At 72.7% G+C, this 25,531-nt stretch carries 20 protein-coding genes and 3 pseudogenes; 20 read left to right on the top strand and 3 right to left on the bottom strand.

What is annotated here, in order from left to right; genetic code table 11:
• Positions 1-12: 12 nt before the first annotated feature.
• The 7 genes and pseudogenes from RBJ77_RS31280 to RBJ77_RS31250 form a co-directional block, all read left to right on the top strand.
• Positions 13-387, top strand: a pseudogene (locus RBJ77_RS31280) (TauD/TfdA family dioxygenase); the annotation flags it as partial.
• A gap of 86 nt (positions 388-473) precedes the next feature.
• Entirely contained in the window at positions 474-680 is a 207-nt protein-coding gene (locus RBJ77_RS31275; RefSeq protein ID WP_372348054.1) for a hypothetical protein, read from the top strand.
• Positions 677-1,702 (top strand): annotated as a pseudogene (locus tag RBJ77_RS31270) (2,3-diaminopropionate biosynthesis protein SbnB). The gene RBJ77_RS31275 and the pseudogene RBJ77_RS31270 overlap by 4 nt, the downstream one beginning before the upstream one ends.
• Before the next feature lie 50 nt (positions 1,703-1,752).
• Positions 1,753-2,728 (top strand): annotated as a pseudogene (gene sbnA, locus RBJ77_RS31265) (2,3-diaminopropionate biosynthesis protein SbnA).
• A gap of 30 nt (positions 2,729-2,758) precedes the next feature.
• Positions 2,759-4,384 (top strand): acyl-CoA dehydrogenase family protein, encoded by a 1,626-nt coding sequence (locus RBJ77_RS31260; protein WP_372348053.1) that lies wholly within the window; start codon positions 2,759-2,761, stop codon positions 4,382-4,384.
• 230 nt (positions 4,385-4,614) lie between these two features.
• Positions 4,615-5,901 (top strand): GAF domain-containing protein, encoded by a 1,287-nt coding sequence (locus RBJ77_RS31255; RefSeq protein WP_372348052.1) that lies wholly within the window; start codon positions 4,615-4,617, stop codon positions 5,899-5,901.
• A 58-nt stretch (positions 5,902-5,959) separates the two neighbouring features.
• The gene (locus tag RBJ77_RS31250) at positions 5,960-6,574 is read left to right on the top strand and encodes a DUF1266 domain-containing protein (protein ID WP_372348051.1); all 615 of its coding nucleotides are present in this window, start codon (positions 5,960-5,962) and stop codon (positions 6,572-6,574) included.
• A 4-nt stretch (positions 6,575-6,578) separates the two neighbouring features.
• Here RBJ77_RS31250 and RBJ77_RS31245 read toward each other — a convergent pair whose 3' ends face one another.
• Positions 6,579-8,105, bottom strand: a complete 1,527-nt coding sequence (locus tag RBJ77_RS31245; protein ID WP_372348050.1) for a right-handed parallel beta-helix repeat-containing protein — start codon at positions 8,103-8,105, stop codon at positions 6,579-6,581.
• 387 nt (positions 8,106-8,492) lie between these two features.
• Between RBJ77_RS31245 and RBJ77_RS31240 the strand changes: the two genes are divergently transcribed.
• On the top strand, positions 8,493-12,446 hold the full coding sequence (locus RBJ77_RS31240; protein WP_372348049.1) for an ATP-binding protein: 3,954 nt from the start codon (positions 8,493-8,495) through the stop codon (positions 12,444-12,446).
• A 19-nt stretch (positions 12,447-12,465) separates the two neighbouring features.
• Here the strand turns inward: RBJ77_RS31240 and RBJ77_RS31235 are convergent, their stop codons facing one another.
• Entirely contained in the window at positions 12,466-13,497 is a 1,032-nt protein-coding gene (locus RBJ77_RS31235; protein ID WP_372348048.1) for a M4 family metallopeptidase, read from the bottom strand.
• 112 nt (positions 13,498-13,609) lie between these two features.
• Here RBJ77_RS31235 and RBJ77_RS31230 point away from each other — a divergent pair, with 112 nt between their 5' ends.
• The 12 genes from RBJ77_RS31230 to RBJ77_RS31175 all read left to right on the top strand — a co-directional run bounded on the left by RBJ77_RS31230 (position 13,610) and on the right by RBJ77_RS31175 (position 23,825).
• Positions 13,610-14,194 carry a GNAT family N-acetyltransferase gene (locus tag RBJ77_RS31230; protein WP_372348047.1) on the top strand — a complete coding sequence of 195 codons (585 nt, stop codon included), beginning with the start codon at positions 13,610-13,612 and terminating at the stop codon, positions 14,192-14,194.
• A gap of 136 nt (positions 14,195-14,330) precedes the next feature.
• Positions 14,331-14,414 (top strand): putative leader peptide, encoded by an 84-nt coding sequence (locus RBJ77_RS31225; protein ID WP_372348110.1) that lies wholly within the window; start codon positions 14,331-14,333, stop codon positions 14,412-14,414.
• 167 nt (positions 14,415-14,581) lie between these two features.
• A complete protein-coding gene (locus tag RBJ77_RS31220) occupies positions 14,582-16,279 on the top strand; it encodes a nitrite/sulfite reductase (protein ID WP_372348046.1) in 1,698 nt (565 codons plus the stop codon).
• The gene (locus RBJ77_RS31215) at positions 16,276-16,455 is read left to right on the top strand and encodes a hypothetical protein (protein ID WP_255974319.1); all 180 of its coding nucleotides are present in this window, start codon (positions 16,276-16,278) and stop codon (positions 16,453-16,455) included. The genes RBJ77_RS31220 and RBJ77_RS31215 overlap by 4 nt, the downstream gene beginning before the upstream one ends.
• Positions 16,452-17,162, top strand: coding sequence for a phosphoadenylyl-sulfate reductase (locus tag RBJ77_RS31210; protein ID WP_372348045.1), 711 nt, complete (start codon positions 16,452-16,454; stop codon positions 17,160-17,162). The genes RBJ77_RS31215 and RBJ77_RS31210 overlap by 4 nt, the downstream gene beginning before the upstream one ends.
• Positions 17,162-17,731: an adenylyl-sulfate kinase gene (gene cysC / locus RBJ77_RS31205; RefSeq protein ID WP_372348044.1), complete on the top strand. Its 570-nt coding sequence runs from the start codon at positions 17,162-17,164 to the stop codon at positions 17,729-17,731. Before RBJ77_RS31210 ends, cysC begins: the two co-directional genes overlap by 1 nt.
• Complete coding sequence (gene cysD, locus RBJ77_RS31200; RefSeq protein ID WP_372348043.1) at positions 17,728-18,663, top strand: sulfate adenylyltransferase subunit CysD; 936 nt, start codon at positions 17,728-17,730, stop codon at positions 18,661-18,663. The genes cysC and cysD overlap by 4 nt, the downstream gene beginning before the upstream one ends.
• 2 nt (positions 18,664-18,665) lie before the next feature.
• A complete protein-coding gene (locus tag RBJ77_RS31195; RefSeq protein ID WP_372348042.1) occupies positions 18,666-20,018 on the top strand; it encodes a sulfate adenylyltransferase subunit 1 in 1,353 nt (450 codons plus the stop codon).
• Positions 20,019-20,240: 222 nt separating this feature from the next.
• Positions 20,241-21,353, top strand: coding sequence for an aliphatic sulfonate ABC transporter substrate-binding protein (locus RBJ77_RS31190; protein WP_372348041.1), 1,113 nt, complete (start codon positions 20,241-20,243; stop codon positions 21,351-21,353).
• A 36-nt stretch (positions 21,354-21,389) separates the two neighbouring features.
• Positions 21,390-22,181 (top strand): ABC transporter ATP-binding protein, encoded by a 792-nt coding sequence (locus RBJ77_RS31185; RefSeq protein ID WP_372348040.1) that lies wholly within the window; start codon positions 21,390-21,392, stop codon positions 22,179-22,181.
• Positions 22,168-23,076, top strand: a complete 909-nt coding sequence (locus tag RBJ77_RS31180) for an ABC transporter permease (protein ID WP_372348039.1) — start codon at positions 22,168-22,170, stop codon at positions 23,074-23,076. Before RBJ77_RS31185 ends, RBJ77_RS31180 begins: the two co-directional genes overlap by 14 nt.
• An 8-nt stretch (positions 23,077-23,084) precedes the next feature.
• Complete coding sequence (locus RBJ77_RS31175) at positions 23,085-23,825, top strand: sirohydrochlorin chelatase (protein WP_372348038.1); 741 nt, start codon at positions 23,085-23,087, stop codon at positions 23,823-23,825.
• Here the strand turns inward: RBJ77_RS31175 and RBJ77_RS31170 are convergent.
• The coding region (locus tag RBJ77_RS31170) for a DUF4132 domain-containing protein (RefSeq protein WP_372348037.1) at positions 23,780-25,531 on the bottom strand (1,752 nt) is incomplete at its 5' end. The genes RBJ77_RS31175 and RBJ77_RS31170 overlap by 46 nt on opposite strands.

Here is a 25,531-nt window from a genome sequence, read left to right as displayed (position 1 = left end):
TCCCCGGCACTCATGCTGTTCGCCTGTCTGGAGGCGCCCGCGTCCGGCGGCGCCACCGGCACGGCCGACGCCGCCGCCGTGCTCGACGCCCTGCCGGGCCTCCCTGACCAAGCGGTTCGAGCAGGAGGGCTGGCAGCTCGTGCGGACCTACCACGAGGACATCGGGGCGTCGGTCGCCGAGGCGTTCGGCACCGACGACCGGGCCACACGTCGAACGGCACCGCCGCGCGCACGCCATCGACGCCGAGTGAGCGGTCCGACGGCTCCCTGCACACCCGCCAGCACCGCGGCGCCCTGCTCCACCACCCGGTGGACGGCCGGCGCCTCTGGGATTTCCAGCCAGATCGCGTTCCTGAGCGAGAGTGGACGATGGAGCCCGAGGTGCGCGAGTACCTGATCGACGTCTACGGGCCCGCCGCGCTGCCCTTCGCCACCCGCTTCGGCAGCAGGCGATCCGGATCGGCGAGGACGTCGTGGCCACCATCAACGAGGTGTACGCGGCGCACAGCCGCACCACGCGAGCCGTGGCGCTCCGGCGACCTGCTGCTTGCTCGTCGACAACCCGCGCACCGCGCACAGCCGCGAGCCGTTCGACGGAGCCGCGCGAGATCCTCGCCGCGCTCGGCGACTCCGGCGCGGCTGGCCGACTGCGCCCCGACGGCCGGGTGGGCGTCGGATGACCGACTTCGCACCCACCTTCTCCGTGATCCCCGGCAGCCCGGAGTCCACCAGGCCCCGGCCGGCGCGAGCGAGACCGCCGAACTGATCGATGGTCCGCCCACCGGCTGCGACGGCGCGGGCGACGGCGTGAACCCGCCGTACGTACTGCCTGCGCTTCGACCGGCCCACCGCCCGGATCATCGCGCGCTGCCCGCGTCGCTCGGCGGACCGCCGCGCGTCGACGGCCTGAAGCGATCTCCAGCTTCCCGAGAACACCGTGTCGGGGCTGCGGGCGTCGGCCGTGCTGATCTCAACGACCCCGACACCGGCTATCCGGCACGCCTGCCTGGAGAGTTCGCTGATCAGCGCCACCCGCACCGCGTCGTCCGCGGCGCTCGCGGCCGACCGGCTCAGCCGCGCCGGCAACGCGGCCCACCCGTCGGCTTCGTCGGCACCGGGCCGATCGCCCGCCACATCCACACCCATCTCGCCGCCACCGGCTGGGAGTTCGACGAGATCGGGGTGCACGACCTGTCGGCCGACAGCGCGACCGGCTTCCGCGGCTACCTGGAACGGTCGGCCGTCAAGGGGCGGATCACGCTGCACGGCGTCCAGCCGAACGCCTCGTGCGCGCCAGCGACCTGATCGTGTTCGCGACGGTCGCGGGGAAACCGCACGTGCACGACCCGGCCTGGTTCGGCCACCACCCCTGGTGCTGCACGTCTCACTGCGCGACCTCGCGCCCGAGATCCTGCTCGCGTCGGCCAATGTCGTCGACGACGTCGAGCACTGTCTCAAGGCGGACACCTCGCCGCACCTGGCCGAACAGCTCACCGGTACGCGGGAGTTCATCGACGGCACGCTCGACGACGTACTGACCGGGAGGACCACCGTCCCGGCCGACCGGACCGTGGTGTTCTCACCGTTCGGTCTCGGGGTACTCGACCTGGCCGTCGGCCGGTTCGTGCACGACGAGGTGGCGCGACGGGGTGAACTGCGCGTCGTCGACGGGTTCTTCCACGAGCTCAGCCGGTACGGCTAGCACCGGCGAGGCACGTGGGGCACGTGAGGGGGACACGAGGAGGGGCCATCATGCCTGTCATATCCGATCCGGCGAGGTTCAACGAGGAGGAGCTCTATGTCGATCTGCGGACCACCATCGGTCTGCCGGTCTACTCGAAGTGCGAAGGCTTCAACTTCGCCGGATCGATCAAACTCAAGGCGGCCACCGAGATGGTGGACGCGGCCGAGCGCGAGGGGCTGCTGCGACCGGGCTCCATTCTGATCGAGTCGTCGTCGGGGAACCTGGGCGTGGCGCTGAGCATGATCGCCGCGCACCGGGGCCTACCGGTTCCTGTGCGTGACCGACGCGCGCTGCAACCAGCCGACGATCCGCCTCATGGAGGCGCTCGGCAGCCAGGTGCACGTGGTCAGGGAACCGGATCCACGGGGCGGACTGCTGGGCGCACGGCTGAAGTACGTCCGAGCGCTGTGCGCGTCCGACGACCGCTACGTCTGGCTCGACCAGCACAGCAACCAGGGGAACTGGCGGGCGCACTACCGCACCACGGCGCCGGCCATCGCCCACCGCTTCCCGCGGCTCGACGTGCTGTTCGTCGGGGCCGGGACGACGGGCACCCTGATGGGGTGCGCGCGCTGGTTCTGGCAGTGGCGGCGCCGGGTGCGCATCGTGGCCGTGGACAGCGTCGGCTCGGTGAGCTTCGGCGGGGCACCGGGCCGCCGGCTGATCCCCGGGCTCGGCACCAGCGTGCCGCCGCCGCTGCTCGATCCGTCGTACGTGGACGACGTGGTCCGCGTCGAGGAGAAGGACGCCGTCCAGGTCTGCCGCCGCCTCGCGGCCCGCGGCTTCCTGTTCGGCGGCTCGACCGGCACCGTGATCAGCGGCGCGAGCCAGTGGCTCGAGCAGCACGGAAGGAGGGGGCTCACCTCGGTGGCCATCGCGCCCGACCTGGGTGAGCGGTATCTCGACACCGTGTACCGCGAGGGCTGGCCACCGGACGCCGTCCGGGCGGAACCGGTGCCGGAGTTGGTGCACCTGGGCCGATGAGCGCGCTCGCGCGCGGGTAGGTTCGAGAACATGTCAGGCCGTACGCACACCGTGACCAATCAGCCGCCGCCGCTGGCGGAGTACGACGTCTTCGCCGCCGACCGGGCGCTGACGGAGGGGGTCGAGCGGCATCTGGAGCCCGCGCTCCTGGACGAGGTCCACGCGGAGCTCTCGCTGCTCGGCCGCACCGCCGGCTCCAGGCAGGCACAGGAGTGGGGGCGGCTCGCGAACGAGCACCCGCCGGCCCTGCGCACGCACGACCGGTACGGCAACCGGATCGACGAGGTCGAGTTCCATCCGGCCTGGCACCGGCTGCTCGGCAAGGGCGTCACCTCGGGGCTCACGTCCGCGTGGGTGCGCCCGGCCGGCCATCTGCGGCGCGCCGCCGCGTTCCTGGTGTGGTCGCAGGTGGAGGCGGGCCATCTGTGTCCGCTGTCGATGACGCATGCGGCGGTGCCCGCGCTGCGCGCGCAGCCGGACCTCGCCGAGGTCTGGGAGCCGCTGCTGACGTCGACGGTCTACGACGCCGGTCTGCGGCCCGCCGCCCACAAGGCCGGGGCGCTGTTCGGCATGGGGATGACGGAGAAGCAGGGCGGCAGCGACGTACGGGCCAACACGACGCGCGCGGCGGCCCTCGCGGAGTCCGGCGCGTACGAACTGACCGGCCACAAGTGGTTCTGCAGCGCACCGATGTCGGACGGTTTCCTGGTCCTCGCGCAGGCCCCGGAGGGCCTCACCTGTTTCCTCGTGCCGCGGGTCCTGGCGGACGGGGCGCGCAACCCGTTCGCGATCCAGCGCCTCAAGGACAAGCTGGGGAACCGGTCGAACGCGTCGGGCGAGGTGGAGTTCGCGGGGACGTGGGCGCGGCGGGTCGGGGACGAGGGGCGCGGGGTGCGCACCATCATCGACATGGTCGCGGCGACCCGGCTCGACTGCGTGCTCGGCTCTGCGGCCCTCATGCGGCAGGCGGTGGCGCAGGCGATCCACCACTGCACGTACCGCGAGGCGTTCGGCGGGCGGCTGGCCGACAAGCCGCTGATGCGGAACGTGCTGGCCGATCTGGCCCTGGAGTCGGAGGCCGCGACGACGCTGGCGCTGCGGCTCGCGGCCGCGTACGACGCCGGCGAGGAGGCGTTCCTGCGGCTGGCGGTCCCGGCCGCCAAGTACTGGGTGACGAAGCGCTGTACGCCGGTGGTGGCCGAGGCCCTGGAGTGCCTGGGGGGCAACGGGTACGTGGAGGAGTCGGGGATGCCGCGGCTGCTGCGCGAGTCACCGCTCAACTCGGTCTGGGAGGGCGCGGGGAACGTGCAGGCGCTCGACGTGCTGCGGGCGTTGCAGCGGGAGCCCGCGGCGCTCAACGCGTTCCTGATGGAGGTGGGCCGGACGCGGGGCGCCGATCACCGGCTCGACGCGGCCGTGAAGGACCTGCTGACCGAACTCGGTGACCTGGACGGCATCGAGGCGCGGGCCCGGCGGGTCGCGGAGCGGATCGCGCTGGTGCTGCAGGGTTCGCTGCTGGTGCGCAGTGCGCCGGCGGAGGTGGCGGACGCGTTCTGCGCCTCGCGGCTCGGCGGGGACCGGGGTGCGGCGTTCGGGACGCTGCCGCACACGCTGGGTCTCGAGGAGATCGTGGAGCGGGCCCGGCCGGTGTCCTGAGCGGGTCTTCTGATCGCGGGGATGGTGCTGCGCCGACACGGCACCATCCCCGCATTCAGGCCCCGTCAGGAGCTCGAACGCCGCAGCGGCGGCGTTGGTCCCAGTTTCAAACGCCGCACGGTTGTTCGCCAGGGTTGCAGAGGGTTGCAACCTTCCTTCATAAGGCTCACTCTTGCCGTGGCTCGGACGTGCACGATAGGCGTAACTCCCCGCATACCGAGGATTCAGGCATGAACACGGACTCGACGATCGACCTGGCGCGACTGTCCGCGATGGACGTGGCGCTCGCGTCCCGGCTGCTCAAGGGGGTGCGGGACGCGACGCTCTCCGGGCACCGGCCCCGGGTCAGGCCACGGCCGGTGATCGGCGAGTCGTGGGGCCGGATGCTGCGCGGCGGCGTCGATCCGGAACGTGACGTCCGCTTGGATCTGCTGAGTGTCGACGAGGTGGAGGAACGGCGCCGCACGTCGCCGCTGCTGCCGATCCTGCCGGTGCTCCGCGAGGCGCTCGGGGCGGTCGCCGAGGCCGCCCAGCACATCATGGTGGTCAGCGACGCGGACGGCCGGATCCTGTGGCGCGAGGGACATCCCGCGGTGCTGCGCAGGGGCGACCGGCTCGGCTTCGAGGTGGGCGCGCACTGGGCCGAGCACGTCGTCGGTACGAACGGGATCGGCACGCCGCTGGTGACGCGCCGTCCGGTCCAGGTGTTCTCCGCCGAGCACTTCGTGCAGTCGCACCACCCGTGGACGTGCACGGGGGCGCCGGTGACGGATCCGCGCGACGGGCGGCTGCTCGGGGTCGTGGACGTGAGCGGACCGCTGGAGACGATGCATCCGGCGACGCTGTCGTGGGTGACGTCGGTGGCGCAGCTCGCCGAGGCGCGGCTGCGCGAGCAGCACGTGGGCAGCCTGGAGCGGCTGCGGGCGGTGGCCGCGCCGGTTCTCGCCCGGATCGGCGGCCGGGCCCTGGCCGTCGACCCGCACGGCTGGCCCGCGGCGGTCACCGGGATGCCGCTGCCGGACCGGGTGGCGCTGCCCAGGTCCGTCGCGGAGGGCTGCGTGTGGATACCCTCGCTCGGCGCGTGCACGGTGACGGCGCTGCCCGGCGGCTGGCTGGTCCTGGTGGACGACGCCCCGCAGCCGCTGGCCGTGACCCGGATCGTCCTGGACCTCGGCCGGGCCCGCCGCCCGGTCCTCGAAGTGTCCGGCGCCGCGGCCGAGTGGACCCACGAACTGAGCCCGCGCCACGCCGAGTTGCTCTTCCTGCTGACCCTGTACCCCGGCGGGCGCAGCGCGTCGGGTCTTGCCGAGGACCTGTTCGGCGACCCGGGGCGCACGGTGACGGTGCGCGCGGAGATGTCCCGGATCCGCCGCTACCTCGGCGGTCTGCTCGCGCACCGCCCGTACCGCTTCCTGGAGGACACCGAGGTCGAGGTGCGGCTGCCCGACGACCCGCTGGACCTGCTGCCGCACTCCACGGCACCGGCAGTGGCCGGGGAACGCGCGCGGGGACTCTGACCTTCGCGCGGGCCTTCGCGCGGGCCTTCGCGCGGGGAGGTGGGTACGCTCCGCCCCCATGGCCCCCTTCATACGCAGGCGCAAGGCGACGCGCGCCTACCCCACCCCGCTCACGCTCCACCAGCTGTGGATGGTCTCCCTCGCCGCGCCCGTCAGCCGGGACCGGGACGCCGCGCGGACCACGCTCTACCCGTTCACCCGCCTCGACGGCGACAAGGCGCGGCGGTGGCTGGCGGAGCAGTGGGAGATCGGGACGCGCGAGGAACTGCTCGGCCGGCTCGGCGGACTGGCCCGCTCCGGGTACCGGGCGGGCGCCCGGGCCCGGCTCGGCGTCGAGCCGCTGGCCTGGGACATCGCCCTGTACGTGGACATCACGCGGCGCGGCTTCGCGTGCGGGATGCTCACCGAGCCCGATGCCTGGAACCTGCTGAAGAACGTGGTGCCGCAGGTCGCGGGGACGTACAACTCCTGGCAGGAGTACGCCGATCACTATCTGCTGGGCCGGCAGGTCTGGCGCGAGGACCTGCGGCGCAGGGCGGACGGTTCGCTCCCCGCGCCGCAGCCCGTCGCGGACGCGCACCTCAGGGCGCTGCTCGACCCGGCCGACCGGAAGAGCCCCTGGAACGCGGCTCCCTGGGACAGCATCCGGCGGCCGGACCGGGCCCGCGCCTGACGGCTCAGCCGCCGTTCAGCGCGCCGATGTCGAGCGGGCCGCCGGGGACGAGCGGATGCCCGGCGAAGTCCCGCTCCCCCGCGTCCGGGTGCGGCAGGGCGGCGCCGGCGGCGGGCGATCCCGGGCGCAGGGCGTAGGCGGCGGCCGCGTCGGCGATGCCGGTGGCGGTGCCGGGCGCGGCGAGCAGCGGGTCGGCGCCGGTGCCGCCGGGGTTGTCGGGCACGGAGGTGACGCCGGACAGCGCGTTGTGGGACAGCGAGACGCCGCCGGAGCGCAGCACGAACGAGGCCGTTCCCGCACCGGTCTTGCGCACCACGTTGTCGACGAACTCGATCTCGTGCCGCGCGGTCGTGTTCTCGTTCACGACGGTCTGGCTGACGCCGTCCCCGACGTAGACGGTGTTGTGCAGGAACCGCACGTCGGAGAAGGAGCCCTTGCAGGTCTCGATGCCCCGGAAGTGGTCGTTCTGGCTGACGTTGAAGCGGATGACGGCGTCGGAGAGGGTGCCGTCGGCGGTGCAGACGAGGAAGAAGCCGCCGGCGTTGTCGCGGCTGTAGTTGTACTGGAAGACGGTGCCGAAGGTGCCCTCGTCGACGTCGTACGCCATGCCGTCGCGGGTCGTCTCGCCGCCGGAGGTGTCGTTGTACTGGAAGACGGTGCCGTCCGCGTTGTAGGGCCACATGCCCGCGTTGTATCCGGCGGAGCGGCGCTGGAAGCCGCGCAGCGTGTTGTGCTCGACGAGCGCGCCCTCGGTGACGGTCATGACGATGCCGTCGCCGCCGAGGTCGGAGAGCGTGTTGTTCCGTACGACGACGTTCGTGGACGGCGTCCAGGCCGGCCCGTTCGGGTCGTGGCTGCTCACCGCGGGACGGTTCTTCCAGGTCGAGGCCACCCGGATCCCGCCGCGGTCGATGTGGTCGAGGGTGTTGCCCTCGACGCGCACGTCGTCGAAGCGGGTGGGGACGGACGACCCGGTGGCGGCGAACAGGATCCCCTCCGAGCCGTCGGCGTCCTTGGTGTCGTCGCCGAGCACGTCGTGGATCGTGAGGTTCGTGAGGCGGTAGTGGGTGCCCGTCCCGTAGTCGTCGAGCACGACGCGGACGCCGCGCCGCTTGGTGCCGGGGTTCGCGGCGTTGGTGATGTCGAGGCCGTCCACCTCGATCCACTGGGTGTTGCGCAGCAGCACGGTGTCGACGGCGCCGTTGCCGTCGACGACGGGCTTGGCGGCGCCCGGGTCGCCGTACCCGCCGACGGTGACCGGCCGGCCGGGCGCGCCGGCGCCGTTCGGGGCGAGGGTGCCGGTGCAGCGGGTGCCCCGCTTCAGCCGGACGGCGTCGCCGGGGCGCAGGCGCTGCGCGTTCACGGCGGACAGACTCCGCCAGGGCGCCTTGAGGGTGCCTTTCTGGGGGCCGGTGGACGGGGCCTGGCAGTCGACGTGGTGGGTGCGGGGGGCTGCGCCGGCGGTGGCGGTGGGGGCGGCGGGGAGGATCGCGGCCGCCGCGACGATCACTGCGGTTGTCGTCCGTCTCATGCGGCACAGGGTCGTATGCGTGGGCCGCTCCGCGACATGGACAAACGTGCCCCGGCCAGTGGACATCCGTCGGCCACCTTGACCACCGCCGTAACTCCGACCGCCCGTTGTCCTGTGCGGGCCGGTGGGGCTTCTCGCGCAGTTCCCCGCGCCCCTGAGATGCGCACTGCGTGCGCCATCTCAGGGCGCCCGATGGTGCTGCGGCGAAGCCGCAGCTCCAGGGGCGCGGGGAACTGCGCGAGAAGCCCCACCCGTTCGCAGGCCGCGACGAAAGCCCCGCGCGGCAGACGCAGTCGGCCTTTCAGGGGCGCGGGGAACTGCGCGGCCAGCCCCCACCCACCCGCGCCCCGATGCCTAAGCTGAGGCTCTGAAGGCACAGGGGGCGGCATGCGGCACCAGAACACCCGGAACACCGTGACCGGCACACAGGTGGACGGGGCACTCGTACAAGTCGGCGGATCCGTCGGGCAGTTGACCGTGCACACGGGCACCGCCGCCCCCACCCCGACGGAGCGGCCCGACGCCTGGGTCGCCGCGGTGCACGACTCCGGCGTGTGGCGGCACGTACCGCCGCACCGAGACGTCGAACCCTGGCGGACCGGCGCCGCCACCGTGGCCGCCCGCCTCGCGGCCCTGCGGGACGCCGCCGAGCCGCGCCTGCTCGACGACCCCTGGCAGGACCCGGAGTTCCCGGAGCGGTTCACGGACCGGATGGAGTGGCTGCTCGGCGAGCCGGACCCCGAACCGGCCGGCAGCCCGGGCACCGGCCTCGACCTGTACCCGGCGGAAGCCGCCCTCATCGCGCTCCTGCCGTTCCTGCACCGCGTGCACACGCTCGACGCGCTGCTCGGGCTCCGCGACGTGGAACCCTGGGACCTGTCGAACCGCCCCGCCGCCGGTGAGCGGCGCCGCGCCTTCGAGGCGTACGGCGCCCGGTACCGGCTCCTCGTGCAGCGCGCCCGGCTGCGTCCGCACGCGGCGCCGCCGCTGGGCTGGTGGCTGGCCCACCGCTGGCTGGTGCACCGCGGCGACGACGTGTCGCCCGCCCACGTCCGGCGCACGCTGGATTCCCTCGGCGAGGCGGCCGGCGCACTCGGCGACGTGCTCGCCCCGGCCCGCGTCGCCCGGCTGCTGCACGGGGTGCGCCGCGGCCCGGACGTGTGCAACCCCGACTTCCTGGACTCGCTGCCGCCCGACGAGGGCCTGCGCGGCCCGGGCCAACAGCGCGTCCGCGAACAGCGGTTGGCGCTTCTCGCCGCGGCGGCCTTCGCGCTGGCGATCGAGCCGACGGCCCTGCCGGACGTGGTGGCCGAGCACCTGGGCATCCCGCACCCGGTGCTGCTCGACCAGCTGCGGGACACCCTGGCCGGGGCCGCCCTCGGCGGCTCGCGCGACCAGCCCGTGCTGCGCGCCGCCTGCCACCACGAGGCCGTGATCGAGGGGCTGCACGCGTACGCGGCGCGGGTCGACGAACTGCTGCGCGCGGTCCGGCGCACCGCGCGGGAGCGGATCACCCAGGCCTTTCCCGCGCTGCCCAGCCACCTCTCGTCCGACGGGGTGGTGCCGGCCGAGGACGCCTTCACCAGCTGGGCGAGCTTCCGGCTCGACGAGCGCCGGGTGCGGGACCTCCTGATGGGCGAGCAGCTGTACAAGGACCGCGATCTCGCGCTGCGGGAGCTGTACCAGAACGCGCTGGACGCCTGCCGCTACCGCCGGGCGCGGACCGAGTACCTGGACCGGAGCACGCCGGGGGCGACGTTCGCGTACACCGGCGGCATCACGTTCGTACAGGACGTCGACGCGGACGGGCGCGCGTACATCGAGTGCCGGGACAACGGCGTCGGCATGGGCGAGGCCGAACTGCGCGGGGTCTTCTCCAACGCGGGAGCCCGGTTCGCCGAGCAGCCGGACTTCCTCGACGAGCAGGCCGCCTGGTCGGCGGCCGAACCGCCGGTCAGGCTCTTCCCCAACAGCCGGTTCGGGATCGGCGTGCTGAGCTATTTCATGCTGGCCGACGAGATCCGGGTGACGACCTGCCGGATGGGCCCCACGGGCACGACGGGGCCGCTGCTGGAGGCGTCGATCTTCGGGCCGGGGCACCTCTTCCGCATCGCGCGTCTTGCGGACGCGGGACCGGAGCCGGGCACCACCGTCCGCCTCTATCTGCAGGCCGCGTCCGACGGGGTCCGGGCCCCGTCCTGCCCCCGGGTGCTGCGCCGGCTGCTCGGGGTCGCCGAGTTCGCGACCAGCGCCCGGCACGACGGATACGTGGAGGAGTGGGCGGCGGGCGAGTTCAAGGCGGGGCGGGAGCCCGAGGACGGAAGTGTCGGGCTGACCGGCCGCGGCCGGCTGCTGCCCTGGCCCGACGCTCCGGAGGGCGTCCAGCTGTTCTGGTGCGAGCAGGGCGGTGACCTGCTGGTCGACGGACTGGTCGTGCAGCCGTCCGTGCGGGGCGGCGCGGTCTCCCGGGAGCCGTCCGGTCTCACCGGCCTCGTCGTGAACCTCTCGGGCCCGCGCGCCCCGCAGCGGCTGTCCGCCGACCGTCTCGAGGTCCTCGACGACCTGCGCCCCCTCCTGGCGGAGGTGCTGCCGGACGCGGCGCGCCACCTGGTGGCGGCCCGCCCCGACTTCCTCCACTTCGCCTGGCTGTGCCGGGCCGCCGACGGCAGCCTCGTGACCGCCGACCTGATCACCGAGGAGTGCGTGCGGCAGCGCCGGGTCATCGGCGGGCGCCCCCGCCAGGTCGACACCGCGCGGGCGGGCTGCCTCCCGCTCGACGCGTCCGTGGTCCGTACGGCGCTGACCCGGTACGACGAGACGGAGGCCGGTTCGCTGGCGGACGCCCACCCCGCGCTCCCCGACCACGTCTTCCTGTGGCGGCTGCTGGCCCACGGCACGCACGAGGTCCTGCCGGAGCTGCGGACCCTCTGTCCCGAACTGGCCGCTCCCGTCGACCTGTTGCCCGCTCTCCCCTCGGACCAGCGGCTCCTGGACCTGCACGCGTTCCCCTACCGCCACGACCCGTTCGCGGCCTGCGAGAAGATCGTCGAGATCGCCGCGGCGCTGGCGATGCCCGCGCGCGACGTGGCCGAGCGGGCGGCGCTGCTGGGCCTGCACGAGCTGCCGCTCGACGTCTTCGACGCCGAGGTTCCGCAGGATGCGCAGGACACGGAGTTCGCCTCGGCACAGGCGCGCGCCGCGATCGCGCGGCGCCGCCCGGTCACCCCGTCCGGTCTCGTCCGTGAAGCGGCCTCCACCGGTTCCACGGTCACCGAGGTGGCGCGGCTGCGGGCGGCCGAAGGCTGCGTGGTCCCGGCCGAGTTCGTGGAGTGCGCCCGGCTCGCCGAGGCGGACGAGAAGCTGTCCGGGTGGATGGCGCAGCACGACAGCGACTGGTTCCGGCCCGGCCGGCCCGTACACCCGGGCATCATCGCGGAGCTCGCCCTGGATCTGGCGGAGACGGTGCCCGAGGTGTGCGAGCGCCTCGCCCTGTGCGGCCTCGAAGCGGACGGCACCGGCCTGCCGCACGAACCGCTGGACAGCCTGCCCGCGCTGCTCAGGGAGTGGCCGGTGGACCAGGAAGTGTGGCTGCCCATGGACAGGCCCGTGCCCTACCTGGACGTCCTGCTCGCGGCGGAGCACCTGGGGATCACCCCGGGCAAGGCGATGGTCTGGTACGCCAGGATGGGCTTCACGCGCCCCACGCCGTTCCCGAGGATCCGGTCCCACCAGGTCGAGGAGTGCATCAGGCTGCTGGCGTACGAAGGGGACGAGTACGGATACGCGCCGGCGCCGCTGCGCCCCGGTGACGCCGTCCCCTACTGCCACCTCATCGAGGTGGCCCAGGACCTGGAGCAGCCGCTGGACGAGATCGCGCGGCGGCTGCGCGCCTTCGGGCTGACGGTGCCGCTGACCCGGCCCGCCGCGCCGGACCCGCTGGACGACGAACTGTTCCAGCTCGAAGGGCCGCTGGACTGGATCGACGTGAACACGGACCAGGACCTCCCCTTCGCCCATGTCCTGGGCGCCGCGCGGACCCTGCTGCGCTCGCCCGCCGAGATCACGGCCCGGCTGACCGCCTGGGGCGTCACCGTGTCGTGCCCGAGGCTGCCGGAGGGGTTGTCGGAGTCCGCCGCCCTGATGCTGCTGTCCGGCGACGACGACCTGCTGCTCACCGTCGGCGACCACGTCGACTTCGAGACGCTGGTCCGCAAGGCGCGCGGGATGCACGAGCCGGTCGCCCGGGTGCACGGCTGGCTGACCGCGCTGGGACTGGACGTGGCCGACCCCGCCGCGACCGTCGCGGCGGCGCTGGCCCGTGTGCCCCGCCGCCGCGGCTGACGCGGCGGCGGGGACAGGCTCACATCCCGGGGATGCCGCGTGCCGCGAAGGCGGCCCGGACCGCGGTCGCGGCCTTCGTCCCGTACATCCGCTGCGCCGTCGCGACGGTCGTCGCGGCGGCGTCGGCGAAGCTGGTGTCCGGTGCGAACCCGAACTGGGCGTTCACGATGATCCGGTCGGCCGTGCGCGCGCCGAGTGCGCCCCGGACGTCGAAGAGCGCCCGGGACCAGATCTCGCCGTCCGCGTGCACCTCGCCCACCCGGTCCGCGTACGTCTTGTCGGTGTCGACGCGGCGCAGGCAGTGCGGGGCGGCGTTCGTGTACTCGACGGAGTCCCAGTCGGCGACGCAGGCCAGGTCCGTCTTCATCGGCCAGCCGTACTTGGCGTCGGCCGCCGCGCCGACCTCGACCGCGAGGTAGTCGCCGAACGCCTCGCCGATCGAGCCGGCCTCCAGCGAGGTGCCGAAGCCCGGGACCTGGGCGTTGTGCACGGCGTGCCCGTACTCGTGGACGATGACCTCGGCGTCCTCCGCGTCGTCGACGCCGCCCTTGCCGAAGCGGATCTCCGCCTTCTTGTCGGTGAAGAAGGAGTTGTCGGCGCCCCACTGGTTGATGCGCACGGGCTGGGCGCGGTCGTTGGCGCCGGGCAGGTCGCCGCCGAAGCCGAGGCCCTGCAGGTACTCCTGTGCCTCGTTGACCCAGAAGTACGCCATGACCTGCTCGAACCGGTCGTCGTGCCGGTCGTACCCGGCGGCGTCGGCGGCCTCGGCCGGGGCGCCGGTCTCCGATCTGACGTAGGCCCACGTGCCGGACAGGCCGCCGCTGCCGTCGAGGTTGCGGAGCGCCGCCTGCGCGTACGCGGTGGCGGGGACGGCCGACGCCGCGTCCTTGGCGTCGGTGAGGGACTGGTCGCCGGTCGACTGGACGGGGTTGACCATGAAGACGCGGGCCTGCGGCGCGGCGGGCGCGGCGAGGGCGGGCGACGCGAGGGTGGCGAGGGCCACGGTGAGGGTGGCCGCGGCGAGCAGACCGCGGGGTGTGCGGTGGGACATCGAACATCCTCCGGATGGGTCGGACGCGGGGGGTGGCTGCTGCGCGTCGCGGATCCTCCCGCATCCTGAACGCCTTTGGCCAGAGTGCGTCGCACGTGATCCGATGTGCCGCATGAGCAGCAGCACTGTCACCGTCACCACGTGGTCCCTCGAACAGACCGCGCCGTCCGACCTGCGCCCGGCCGCGGCCCCGCCCGGCGACGACGTGCGCATCGTCCGCGCGGAGGTGCCCTCGCCGGAGTTCAGCCGTTTCCTGTACGCGTCGGTGGGCGCCGACATCAAATGGGTCGACCGGCTCGGCTGGACCTACGCGCAGTGGGCCGAGCAGATCGGCCGGCCGGGCTCGGAGACGTGGGTCGCGTACGACCGGGGGACCCCGGCGGGTTTCGTGGAGCTGGCGGCGCAGGACGACGGCGTCGTGGAGATCGCCTACTTCGGCCTGATCCCGGCGTTCCGGGGCCGCCGGATCGGCGGTCACCTGCTGTCGTACGGCATCGCGCGCGCCTGGGACCTGGCCGAGCGCCGGCCGGAGCTGACGCCGACGAAGCGGGTGTGGCTGCACACGTGCTCGCTGGACGGTGAGCACGCGATGGCCAACTACGAGCGCCGCGGCTTCCGGTTGTTCCGGACGGAGACCGCGGAGCAGCCGGAGGTGGCCTCTCCGGGGCCGTGGCCTGGAGCGTTCCCCTCCGCCTGATCCCATTCCGGGCGTATACGACCTTTCACCAGCACTTCGTGTGACCGGCGCCACCAAAGTCCACGATCCGAGACGTTCTCGTCCAGATCGTGGACGATGGTGGACCGGGCCCAAAGTCCCATGACACGCTTCCGTCATGTCTACAGCTGGAATTGCCTTGGTGAGTCGGCGGCACGTCGACTTCGGCCGCGTGTCCAGCGCCATCTGTCCGGCGCGCTGAGAGAACCAGCCCCGCCGACTTGCGTTTCACCTGATCTCCCTGCGCACCGCCGCGCCCTCGCGCGAAGTGTGCAGGTCAGAGCCTCCCACCCGTCACCCGGCCGCCACCCCTCAACGAGGCGCTGCGCGCCGCCCCTGCTGACTGCCTGCCCTGAAGGACGTACACCCATGGCTGCCACCCCTGAAAAGCCTGCCGACGCCGCGCCCCGCCGCAAGGTGAGCCGTCACCGCGGTGAGGGTCAGTGGGCCGTGGGCCACTTCACGCCGCTCAACGGCAACGAGCAGTTCAAGAAGGACGACGACGGTCTCAATGTGCGGACACGCATTGAGACGATCTACTCCAAGCGTGGTTTCGACTCCATCGACCCCAACGACCTGCGCGGACGCATGCGCTGGTGGGGTCTGTACACCCAGCGCAAGCCCGGGATCGACGGCGGCAAGACGGCCGTCCTCGAACCGGAGGAGCTGGACGACCGCTACTTCATGCTCCGCGTCCGCGTCGACGGCGGCCGGCTCTCCGTCGCGCAGCTGCGCGCCATCGGCGAGATCTCCGAGCAGTACGCGCGCGGCACCGCCGACATCACCGACCGGCAGAACATCCAGCTGCACTGGATCCGGATCGAGGACGTGCCCGCGATCTGGGAGAAGCTGGAGGCCGTGGGCCTGTCCACGACCGAGGCGTGCGGCGACTGCCCGCGCGTGATCATCGGTTCCCCGGTGGCCGGGATCGCCGCCGACGAGATCATCGACGGCACGCCCGCCGTGGACGAGATCCACGACCGGTACATCGGCAACAAGGAATTCTCCAACCTGCCGCGCAAGTTCAAGACCGCGATCTCCGGCTCCCCCGTCCAGGACGTGGTCCACGAGATCAACGACGTGGCCTTCGTCGGCGTCGAGCACCCCGAGCACGGGCCCGGCTTCGACCTGTGGGTCGGCGGCGGCCTGTCCACCAACCCCAAGCTCGCGCAGCGGCTGGGCACTTGGGTGCCGCTGGACGAGGTGGCGGACGTCTGGGCGGGGGTCGTCGGCATCTTCCGCGACTACGGCTACCGCCGGCTCCGCAACCGCGCCCGCCTGAAGTTCCTGATGGCCGACTGGGGCCCGGAGAAGTTCCGCCAGATCCTTGAGGACGAGTACCTCAAGCGCAAGCTCGTCGACGGCCCGGCGCCCGCCGAGCCCTCGCAGCGGTGGCGCGACCACATCGGTGTCCACCGGCAGAACGACGGCCGGTTCTACGTCGGGTTCGCGCCGCGCGTCGGCCGGGTCGACGGCACCACGCTCACCAAGATCGCCGAACTGGCCGGTGCGCACGGCTCGGACCGGCTGCGCACCACCGTCGAGCAGAAGATGCTCGTCCTGGACGTGACCGAGGACCAGGTCGACTCGCTCGTCGCGGGTCTGGAGGCGCTGGACTTCCAGGTCAGGCCGTCGCCGTTCCGGCGCGGCACGATGGCCTGCACCGGCATCGAGTTCTGCAAGCTCGCCATCGTCGAGACGAAGGGCCGCGGCTCGCAGCTCATCGACGAACTGGAGCGCCGCCTCCCGGACTTCGACGAGCCGCTCACCATCAACCTCAACGGCTGCCCGAACGCCTGCGCCCGCATCCAGGTCGCGGACATCGGCCTCAAGGGCCAGCTGATGCTCGACGCCGACGGCAACCAGGTCGAGGGCTACCAGGTGCACCTCGGCGGCGCGCTCGGCCTGGAGGCCGGGTTCGGCCGCAAGGTGCGCGGCCTGAAGGTCACTTCGGACGGTCTGCCGGACTACATCGAGCGGGTGCTCAAGAACTTCCAGGCGGAGCGCGAGGACGGCGAGCGCTTCGCGACCTGGGCGGCCCGGGCGAGTGCGGAGGCCCTGTCGTGAGCGAGCGTGCCGCACCGTTCTTCTGCCCGTACTGCGGCGACGAGGATCTTCGACCCGGAGAGGAAGGTCACGGCGCCTGGGAATGCGCGTCGTGCAACCGGGCCTTCCAGTTGAAGTTCCGCGGGCTGCTCGCCCGTGGGCTTCAGCGCACCGACGGTGGAGGGGAACAGATATGACCACGGCTCAAGTGGCTGCCGATACCGATGAGTTGAAGGCGCTCGCCGAACAGGCCGGGCGCGACCTGGAGGACGCCTCCGCCCTGGAGATCCTCACCTGGGCGACGGAGACCTTCGGCAAGAAGTTCTGCGTGACCTCGTCCATGGAGGACGCGGTCGTCGCCCACCTCGCCTCCCGTGCGATGCCCGGCGTGGACGTCGTCTTCCTCGACACCGGCTACCACTTCGAGGAGACGATCGGCACCCGCGACGCCGTCGAGGCCGTGATGGACGTCAACGTCATCACCCTGACGCCCCGCCAGACGGTCGCGGAGCAGGACGCCGAGTTCGGCCCGAAGCTGCACGACCGCGACCCCGACCTGTGCTGCGCGATGCGGAAGGTGAAGCCCCTGGAGGAGGGGCTGACCCGGTACGCCGCGTGGGCCACGGGCCTGCGCCGCGACGAGTCCCCCACCCGGGCGAACACCCCGGTCGTCGGCTGGGACGAGAAGCGCCGGAAGGTCAAGGTCTCGCCGATCGCCCGCTGGACGCAGGACGACGTCGACGCGTACGTCGCCGAGCACGGCGTCCTCACCAACCCCCTCCTGATGGACGGCTACGGGTCCGTGGGCTGCGCCCCCTGCACCCGCCGCCTCCTGGAGGGCGAGGACGCGCGCGCCGGACGGTGGGCGGGCCGGGGCAAGACCGAGTGCGGGATCCACGGCTGATGACCGCAGCGACACAGACTTTGGAGAAGCAAGTGACCGGAGCCACCATCTGGCTCACGGGTCTGCCGAGTGCCGGCAAGACCACCATCGCGAACGAACTGGCGGACACCCTGCGCGCCGAGGGCCGGCAGGTCGAGGTGCTGGACGGCGACGAGATCCGCGAGTACCTCTCGGCGGGCCTCGGCTTCAGCCGCGCGGACCGCGACACGAACGTCCAGCGCATCGGCTTCCTCGCCGAACTCCTCGCCCGCAACGGCGTGTTGACGCTCGTGCCGGTGATCGCCCCGTACGCGGACAGCCGTGAGGCCGTGCGCAAGCGCCACCAGGCGGGCGGCACCGCGTACCTGGAGGTGCACGTCGCCACTCCCGTGGACGTCTGCTCCGTACGCGACGTGAAGGGCCTGTACGCCAAGCAGGCCGCGGGCGAGATCTCCGGGCTCACCGGGGTCGACGACCCGTACGAGGTACCGGACTCGCCCGACCTGCGCATCGAGTCGCAGAACCAGACCGTGCAGGAGTCCGCGGCCGCGCTCCGCGTGCTGCTCACCGAGAGGGGTCTCGCCGCATGACGACCGTAGTGACCGTCTCCGAGGAGACCGACAGCCCGTACGCGCTGAGCCACCTGGACGCCCTGGAGTCCGAGGCGGTGCACATCTTCCGCGAGGTGGCGGGTGAGTTCGAGCGGCCGGTGATCCTGTTCTCCGGCGGCAAGGACTCCATCGTCATGCTGCACCTGGCGCTGAAGGCGTTCGCCCCCGCGGCGGTCCCCTTCTCGCTGCTGCACGTCGACACCGGGCACAACTTCCCGGAGGTCCTGGAGTACCGCGACCGCGTCGTCGCCGAGCACGGTCTGCGGCTGCACGTCGCGTCCGTGCAGGACTACATCGACCGCGGGGTGCTCAAGGAGCGTCCGGACGGCACCCGCAACCCGCTCCAGACAGTGCCGCTCACCGAGAAGATCCAGGCCGAGAAGTTCGACGCCGTGTTCGGCGGCGGCCGCCGTGACGAGGAGAAGGCCCGCGCCAAGGAGCGGGTGTTCTCCCTGCGCGACGAGTTCTCCCAGTGGGACCCGCGGCGCCAGCGCCCCGAACTGTGGCAGCTCTACAACGGCCGCCACGCGCCCGGCGAGCACGTCCGCGTCTTCCCGCTGTCCAACTGGACCGAGCTGGACGTCTGGCAGTACATCGCCCGCGAAGGCATCGACCTTCCCGAGATCTACTACGCGCACGAGCGGCCGGTGTTCCAGCGCAGCGGCATGTGGCTGACGGCCGGCGACTGGGGCGGCCCGAAGGACAGCGAGACGGTCGAGACCCGCCTGGTGCGCTACCGCACCGTCGGCGACATGTCCTGCACCGGCGCCGTCGACTCCGACGCCACGACGATCGACCGGGTCATCGCCGAGATCGCCGCCTCCCGCCTCACCGAGCGCGGCGCCACCCGCGCCGACGACAAGATGTCCGAGGCAGCGATGGAAGACCGCAAGCGCGAAGGGTACTTCTAGACATGAGCACCACCACTGCCGAAGAGCTGGCCGGTCTCTCGGCCACCACCCTGCTGCGGTTCGCCACGGCCGGCTCCGTCGACGACGGCAAGTCCACGCTCGTGGGCCGCCTGCTGCACGACTCCAAGTCGGTCCTCGCCGACCAGCTGGAGGCCGTCGAGCACGCCTCGCGTTCGCGCGGCGCCGCCGAGCCCGACCTCGCGCTGCTCACCGACGGCCTGCGCGCCGAGCGCGAGCAGGGCATCACCATCGACGTGGCCTACCGCTACTTCGCGACCCCGCGCCGCCGCTTCATCCTCGCGGACACCCCGGGCCACGTGCAGTACACCCGGAACATGGTGACCGGCGCCTCCACCGCCGACCTCGCCGTGGTGCTCGTCGACGCGCGCAACGGCGTCATCGAGCAGACCCGCAGGCACGCCGCCGTCGCCGCGCTGCTGCGCGTCCCGCACGTGGTGCTCGCGGTCAACAAGATGGACCTCGTCGGCTACGAGGAGACCGTCTTCGCGACGATCGCCGAGGAGTTCACCGCGTACGCGAGCGACCTCGGCGTCCCGGAGATCACCGCCATCCCGATCTCGGCGCTCGCGGGCGACAACGTCGTGGAGCCGTCCGCCAACATGGACTGGTACGGCGGCCCGACCGTCCTGGAGCACCTGGAGACGGTGCCGGTCAGCCACGACCTGACCAGCTGCCACGCCCGGCTTCCCGTGCAGTACGTGATCCGGCCGCAGACCGCCGAGCACCCCGACTACCGGGGGTACGCGGGGCAGATCGCCGCGGGCACCTTCCGCGTCGGCGAGTCGGTGACGGTGCTGCCGTCCGGCCGCACGTCGAAGATCGCCGGGATCGACCTGCTGGGCAAGGCCGTCGACGTGGCGTGGACGCCGCAGTCGGTGACCCTCCTGCTGGAGGACGACATCGACATCTCGCGCGGCGACCTGGTCGTGCCGAGCCATGACGCGCCCGCCACCTCGCAGGACGTCGAGGCGACCGTCTGCCACGTCGCGGACACGCCGCTCGCGGTCGGCCAGCGGGTGCTGCTCAAGCACACCACCCGTACGGTCAAGGCGATCGTCAAGGAGATCCCGTCGCGGCTCACGCTCGACGACCTCTCCCAGCACCCCGAGCCGGGGCAGCTCGTCGCCAACGACATCGGCCGCGTCAGGGTCCGCACCGCCGAGCCGCTCGCGCTCGACAACTACGCCGACTCCCGGCGCACCGGCTCCTTCCTGCTGATCGACCCGTCCGACGGCACCACCCTCGCGGCGGGCATGGCGGGCGAGTCCTTCGCGCAGACGGCACAGCCGGCGCAGGCCGAGGCGGCCACGGACGACGAGGGCTGGGACTTCTGATCATGAACTCCATCGACTACTACGGGACGTTCGCCAAGGAGGGCGGCCGCGTCGGCAGCGGCACCCTCGGCAGCGGGCAGGGCGGGGTCGCGCGATGTGCGTAGTCACCCGCTCCCGCACCCCCCGCACCGCGTACCGCGTACGACGAAGACGAAGACCTGCCGACTTCCCGGCCACGCCCTGAGCGCGTGACCCGCCGGGCCAACGAGAGGAACCCCTCCCGTGCCTGCCAACCGTTCCACCTCCGTGCGCCGCGGCCTCGCCGCCGTCGCCGCCCTTCCGCTCCTCGCGCTCGCCGCGACGGCCTGCGGCTACGGCTCCGACGCGGACGACAGCGCCAAGGAGAACGTCGCCGCCAAGGGCAAAGCCCTCTCGGCCGACACCGTCAAGATCGGCTACTTCGGAAACCTGACGCACGGCACCGCCCTCGTCGGCAACCAGAAGGGCTTCTTCCAGAAGGAGCTCAAGGGCACGAAGGCGTCGTACCAGATCTTCAACGCCGGGCCCTCCGAGATCGAGGCGCTGAACGCCGGTTCCATCGACATCGGCTGGATCGGCCCCTCCCCCGCGATCAACGGCTACACCAAGTCGCAGAGCAAGTCGCTGCGCATCATCGGCGGTTCGGCGTCCGGCGGCGTGAAGCTCGTCGTGAACCCGAAGAAGATCAAGTCCCTGGACGACGTCAAGGGCAAGAAGATCGCCACCCCGCAGCTCGGCAACACCCAGGACGTCGCGTTCCTGAACTGGATCGCCGAGCAGGGCTGGAAGGTCGACGCGAACTCCGGCAAGGGTGACGTCTCCGTCGTCCGCACGGACAACAAGATCACCCCGGACGCCTACAAGTCCGGTTCCATCGACGGCGCGTGGGTGCCCGAGCCGACCGCGTCCAAGCTGGTCGCCGAGGGCGGCAAGGTGATCCTCGACGAGGCCGACCTGTGGCCCGACAAGAAGTTCGTGATCACGAACATCATCGTGTCCCAGAAGTTCCTCAAGGCCCACCCGGACGTCGTCGAGGCCGTGCTGCGCGGCTCCGTGAAGACGAACAAGTGGATCAACGCGAACCCGGACGAGGCGAAGGCCGCCGCCAACAAGCAGCTGGAGAAGGACTCGGGCAAGGCGCTGCCCGCGAACATCCTCGACCCGGCGTGGAAGTCCATCGAGTTCACCGACGACCCGCTGGCCTCGACGCTCGACTCCGAGGCCGACCACGCGGTGAAGGCCGGACTCCTGGAGAAGCCGAACCTGACCGGCATCTACGACCTGAAGCCCCTGAACAAGGTGCTGAAGGCCGAGGGTGGCACCGAGGTCGACGACGCCGGTCTCGGCGTCAAGTAAGCACCCAGCCAACCCAGTTCCCAGGAGGTGACGACCATGGCGACGACCCTCGCCAAGGCTGCCGACTCCGCCGCGGTGGCGGACGGCCAGGCGGCCCGGATCGAGCACGTCTCGAAGTCGTTCGGCACGCCCGCCGGCCCGCAGCTCGTCCTGGACGACATCAGTCTCGATGTCGCTCCGGGCGAGTTCGTCACCCTCCTGGGTGCCTCGGGCTGCGGCAAGTCGACCCTGCTCAACCTGGTCGCGGGGCTCGACGCCCCGTCGGCCGGCTCCATCGCGACGGACGGGCGCCCCGCCCTGATGTTCCAGGAGCACGCCCTGTTCCCGTGGCTGACCGCGGGCAAGAACATCGAGCTCGCCCTGAAGCTGCGGGGCGTGCCGAAGGGCGACCGGCGCACCCGTGCCCAGGAACTCCTGGAGCTGGTGCGGCTGCAGGACGCGTACGGCAAGCGCGTCCACGAGCTGTCCGGCGGCATGCGGCAGCGGGTGGCGCTGGCCAGGGCGCTCGCCCAGGACGCCCGGCTGCTGCTGATGGACGAGCCGTTCGCGGCCCTCGACGCGATCACCCGCGACGTCCTGCACGGCGAGCTGACCCGGATCTGGGCGGAGACGAACGTCTCCGTCCTGTTCGTCACGCACAACGTGCGCGAGGCGGTGCGGCTCGCGCAGCGCGTCGTGCTGCTGTCGTCGCGGCCCGGCCGGATCGCCCACGAGTGGACCGTGGACATCCCGCAGCCGCGCCGCATCGAGGACTCGGCCGTGGCCGAACTCTCCGTAGAGATCACCGAACAACTGCGTGGGGAGATCCGCCACCATGGCAAGGACTGAACCGACGGCCGTGGCCGACCGGGCCGAGGCGGGCAAGGACGACCTCGCCGGTCTGGAGGCCGGCCTGGACGCGCTGGAGACGGTGCAGTCGGGCCGCACCCCGTTCTCCCGGACGTTCCGGGAGAAGATCTTCCCGCCGCTCGTCGCGATCGTCGTGGTGCTGGCGGTCTGGCAGGCGCTGGTCTCGTTCAAGATCGTCGACGATCCGACCAAACTGCCCGCGCCGTCCGCGGTGTGGGACGAGGTCCGCACCGCCTGGCTCAAGGGCGAACTGCTCGGCTACATCTGGACGAGCGTCTCGCGCGGTCTGCTCGGCTTCCTCTTCGCCCTCGCCATCGGCACGCCGCTGGGTCTGCTGGTGGCGCGCGTGAAGTTCGTGCGCGCCGCGATCGGCCCGATCCTGTCGGGCCTCCAGTCGCTGCCGTCGGTGGCCTGGGTCCCCCCGGCCGTCCTCTGGCTCGGCCTGAACAACTCGATGATGTACGCGGTGATCCTGCTCGGCGCGGTCCCCTCGATCGCCAACGGGCTGGTGTCCGGCGTCGACCAGGTGCCGCCGCTGTTCCTGCGGGCGGGCCGCACGCTCGGCGCGACGGGGGTGCGCGGCCTGTGGCACGTCGTGCTGCCCGCGGCGCTGCCCGGCTACCTCGCCGGCCTGAAGCAGGGCTGGGCGTTCTCCTGGCGCTCGCTGATGGCGGCGGAGATCATCGCCTCCTCCCCCGACCTGGGCATCGGCCTCGGCCAGCTCCTGGAGAACGGCCGCAACGCCTCCTCCATGCCCATGGTGTTCCTCGCGATCCTGCTCATCCTGATCGTCGGCATCGTCATCGACCTGCTGATCTTCAGCCCGCTGGAGCGCCGCGTGCTGCGCGGCCGTGGCCTCCTCGTCAAGAACTGAGCCACCTGATGCGAACCTCCCCCGTCCTCCTGGTCATCGCCCACGGCAGCCGCGACCCGCGGCACGCCGCGACCGTGCACGCCCTCGTGCGCGAGGTGCGGGCGCAGCGGCCCGGAGTACGGGTGGAGACGGCGTTCCTCGACTTCAACGTCCCCTCGGTGCACGGGGTGCTGGAGTCCCTGGCGGCGGACGGGGTCCGCGACGTGATCGCGCTCCCGCTGCTGCTGACCCGCGCCTTCCACGCGAAGGCGGACATCCCGGCGGTGCTGCGCACGGCGCCGCGCGGGCTGCGGATCCGCCAGGCGGACGTCCTCGGCCCGTCGCCGCTGCTGGTGTCGGCGCTCGAACGCCGCCTGTACGAGGCCGGGCTGAGCCCGGCCGACAAGCCCACGACCGGGGTCGTCCTGGCCTCGGCGGGCTCCTCCGACCCGGAGGCGATCGCAGTGATCGCTGATATCGCGCGGGAGTGGCGGCACACCGGTTGGTGCGCCGTGCGGCCTGCGTTCGCCTCCGCATCTCTGCCGCGCACGGCCGACGTCGTGCGCGAACTGCGCGCCCTCGGCTGCGCGCGCGTGGCCGTCGCCCCGTACGTCCTCGCCCCCGGCCGGCTGCCCGACCGCATCGCGGCGGGCGCGGCCGAGGCGGACGTCCTGGCCGACGTCCTCGGGCCCGCGCCGGAGGTGGCCCGGGTCCTCGTCGAGCGCTACGAGGAGGCGCTGGTACGGGAGTTGACGGCGGTCGGGGCCTGATCGGGGCCCGACTCCAGGAGCACCTCCACCGTCCGCACGATCCGCTCCAGCAGCTTCTCGTCGTACGGCAGGAACGGCAGCGCCCGGGCCTTCGGTCCGTCCGGTACGGCGATGTCGACCGGCTCCCCGCCCCGGCTGACGCGGCCCGTCGCCAGGTGCACGGTGTGGCCGTGGACTGTGACGTGCCGGTCGGCCACCTCGGCGCCCGGGGTGGCGGCGAGGATCCGGCGCAGGGCGGCGCGGCGCAACCGGGCCTGCTCGCCCAGCGGTTCGGCGTGCAGACGGCGCAGGCTCGCCCGCCGCTCCCGCGTGTCGTCCGTGGCGTCCCACCAGGCGAACGCGCCCACGCTGACCAGCAGGTCGACGGCGCGCAACGCCTCGGCGCGGAGCACCGGGCCGAGGTCGCCGAGCGGCGGGGCGAACCGGACGGCTGCGACGGAGAACCAGCCGGTGATCCCCGGGAAGAGGCTCCCGCCGAAGTCGATCCCCACCTCCGCCGGGCCGAACCGCCGCCACAGCATGTCGTCGTCGATGGTCCAGCCCTCCCGCGCGGCGAGCCCGAGCACGGCCTGCGCGTCGAGCATCGGACCGTCGAACAGGGCGGCCTCCCGGCCGGGCTCCGGCAGCGCGTACTGCTCGCGGAAGGCCTGCCGGAACGGCTGGCGGACGGCGAGCGCCACGACGCGGTCGCGCCAGGCGGTCCGCTGTGCGGCGTCACCGGCGCGGGCCGGGTGCCAGAGCCGGACTGCGGTCGCCGGGTCCGCGTCGGGCAGGCCGTCGTCGGCCGGCAGGAAGGCGTGCCAGTCGCCCGGGGCCCGCTCGATCTCCCAGATGAGGCGCCGGGTCACCGTGCTCCCCACCACGTGCTCGGCCAGCTCGGTGCGCCACCGCCCGTACCGGTACACGGTGTCGAGGACGTAGCCGCTCTCCAGGGCCAGGGCGAGGGTGCGCTGCTGGGCGCGGAGCTGCTTGACCAGGGTGCGGGCGGCGGCCACGGCGTCGGGGTGGTCCCGGCGGGCGGCGGCGGGCGTGGTGCGCAGCAGCGTGCCGTCGTCGGCGCGCTCCCAGGCGAGGGAGGGGCCTTCGGCGGCGAGCGCGACCACCGCGGTGTACGGGCCGACGGGCAGGCGGCGGACGCCCGTCCCGGGATCGAGCCCCAGGTCCGGCAGGCGCAGGGCCACTTCGGGGCGCTTGCCGAGGTTCTTCTCGGCGCGGCGCAGGATCCGGTCGAGCTTCTTGGCGAGGCCGGCGTGCCGGACGACGCGGCGGGCTTCGCGCAGCGCGTCCAGGGCTTCAGGGGTGGGCTGTTCCTCGACGGCGTGGGCGAGGCCGATGCTGACGCTCTGCGAGGGGACGGTCTTCGCGGCGGTCGGGGCGACGCTCACCTTCGGCAGGATCTCGGCGAGCAGCGGCCCCGCCCACGGTTCGTCGCGCCGCAGCCCGGCGCCCACCGCGTGCCGCAGGGTCTCGCCGTCGGCTCCGGCGAACACCGTGTCGGACGCGTACGGCAGCTCGCCCCGGTGCAGGGCGGCGAGCTGCCCTGCGGCCGCCCGGGCGATCCGGTGCGCCGCCCGCGCGTACCGGTCGTCGGCGGCCGGGCGGCCGGCGGCGTCGGACAGCGGGGGCCAGTCCTGCGGCGCGCGGTAGCGCTTGTCGTCGGCGAGCAGGGCGCGCTCGTGGACGTCCGCCGCGCGCAGCCCGTCGAG

This window comes from Streptomyces sp. KL116D, from assembly GCF_030766975.1.
GTDB classification, from domain to species: Bacteria; Actinomycetota; Actinomycetes; order Streptomycetales; family Streptomycetaceae; genus Streptomyces; species Streptomyces longispororuber_A.
This window is presented reverse-complemented; position numbering and strand designations above follow the sequence as displayed.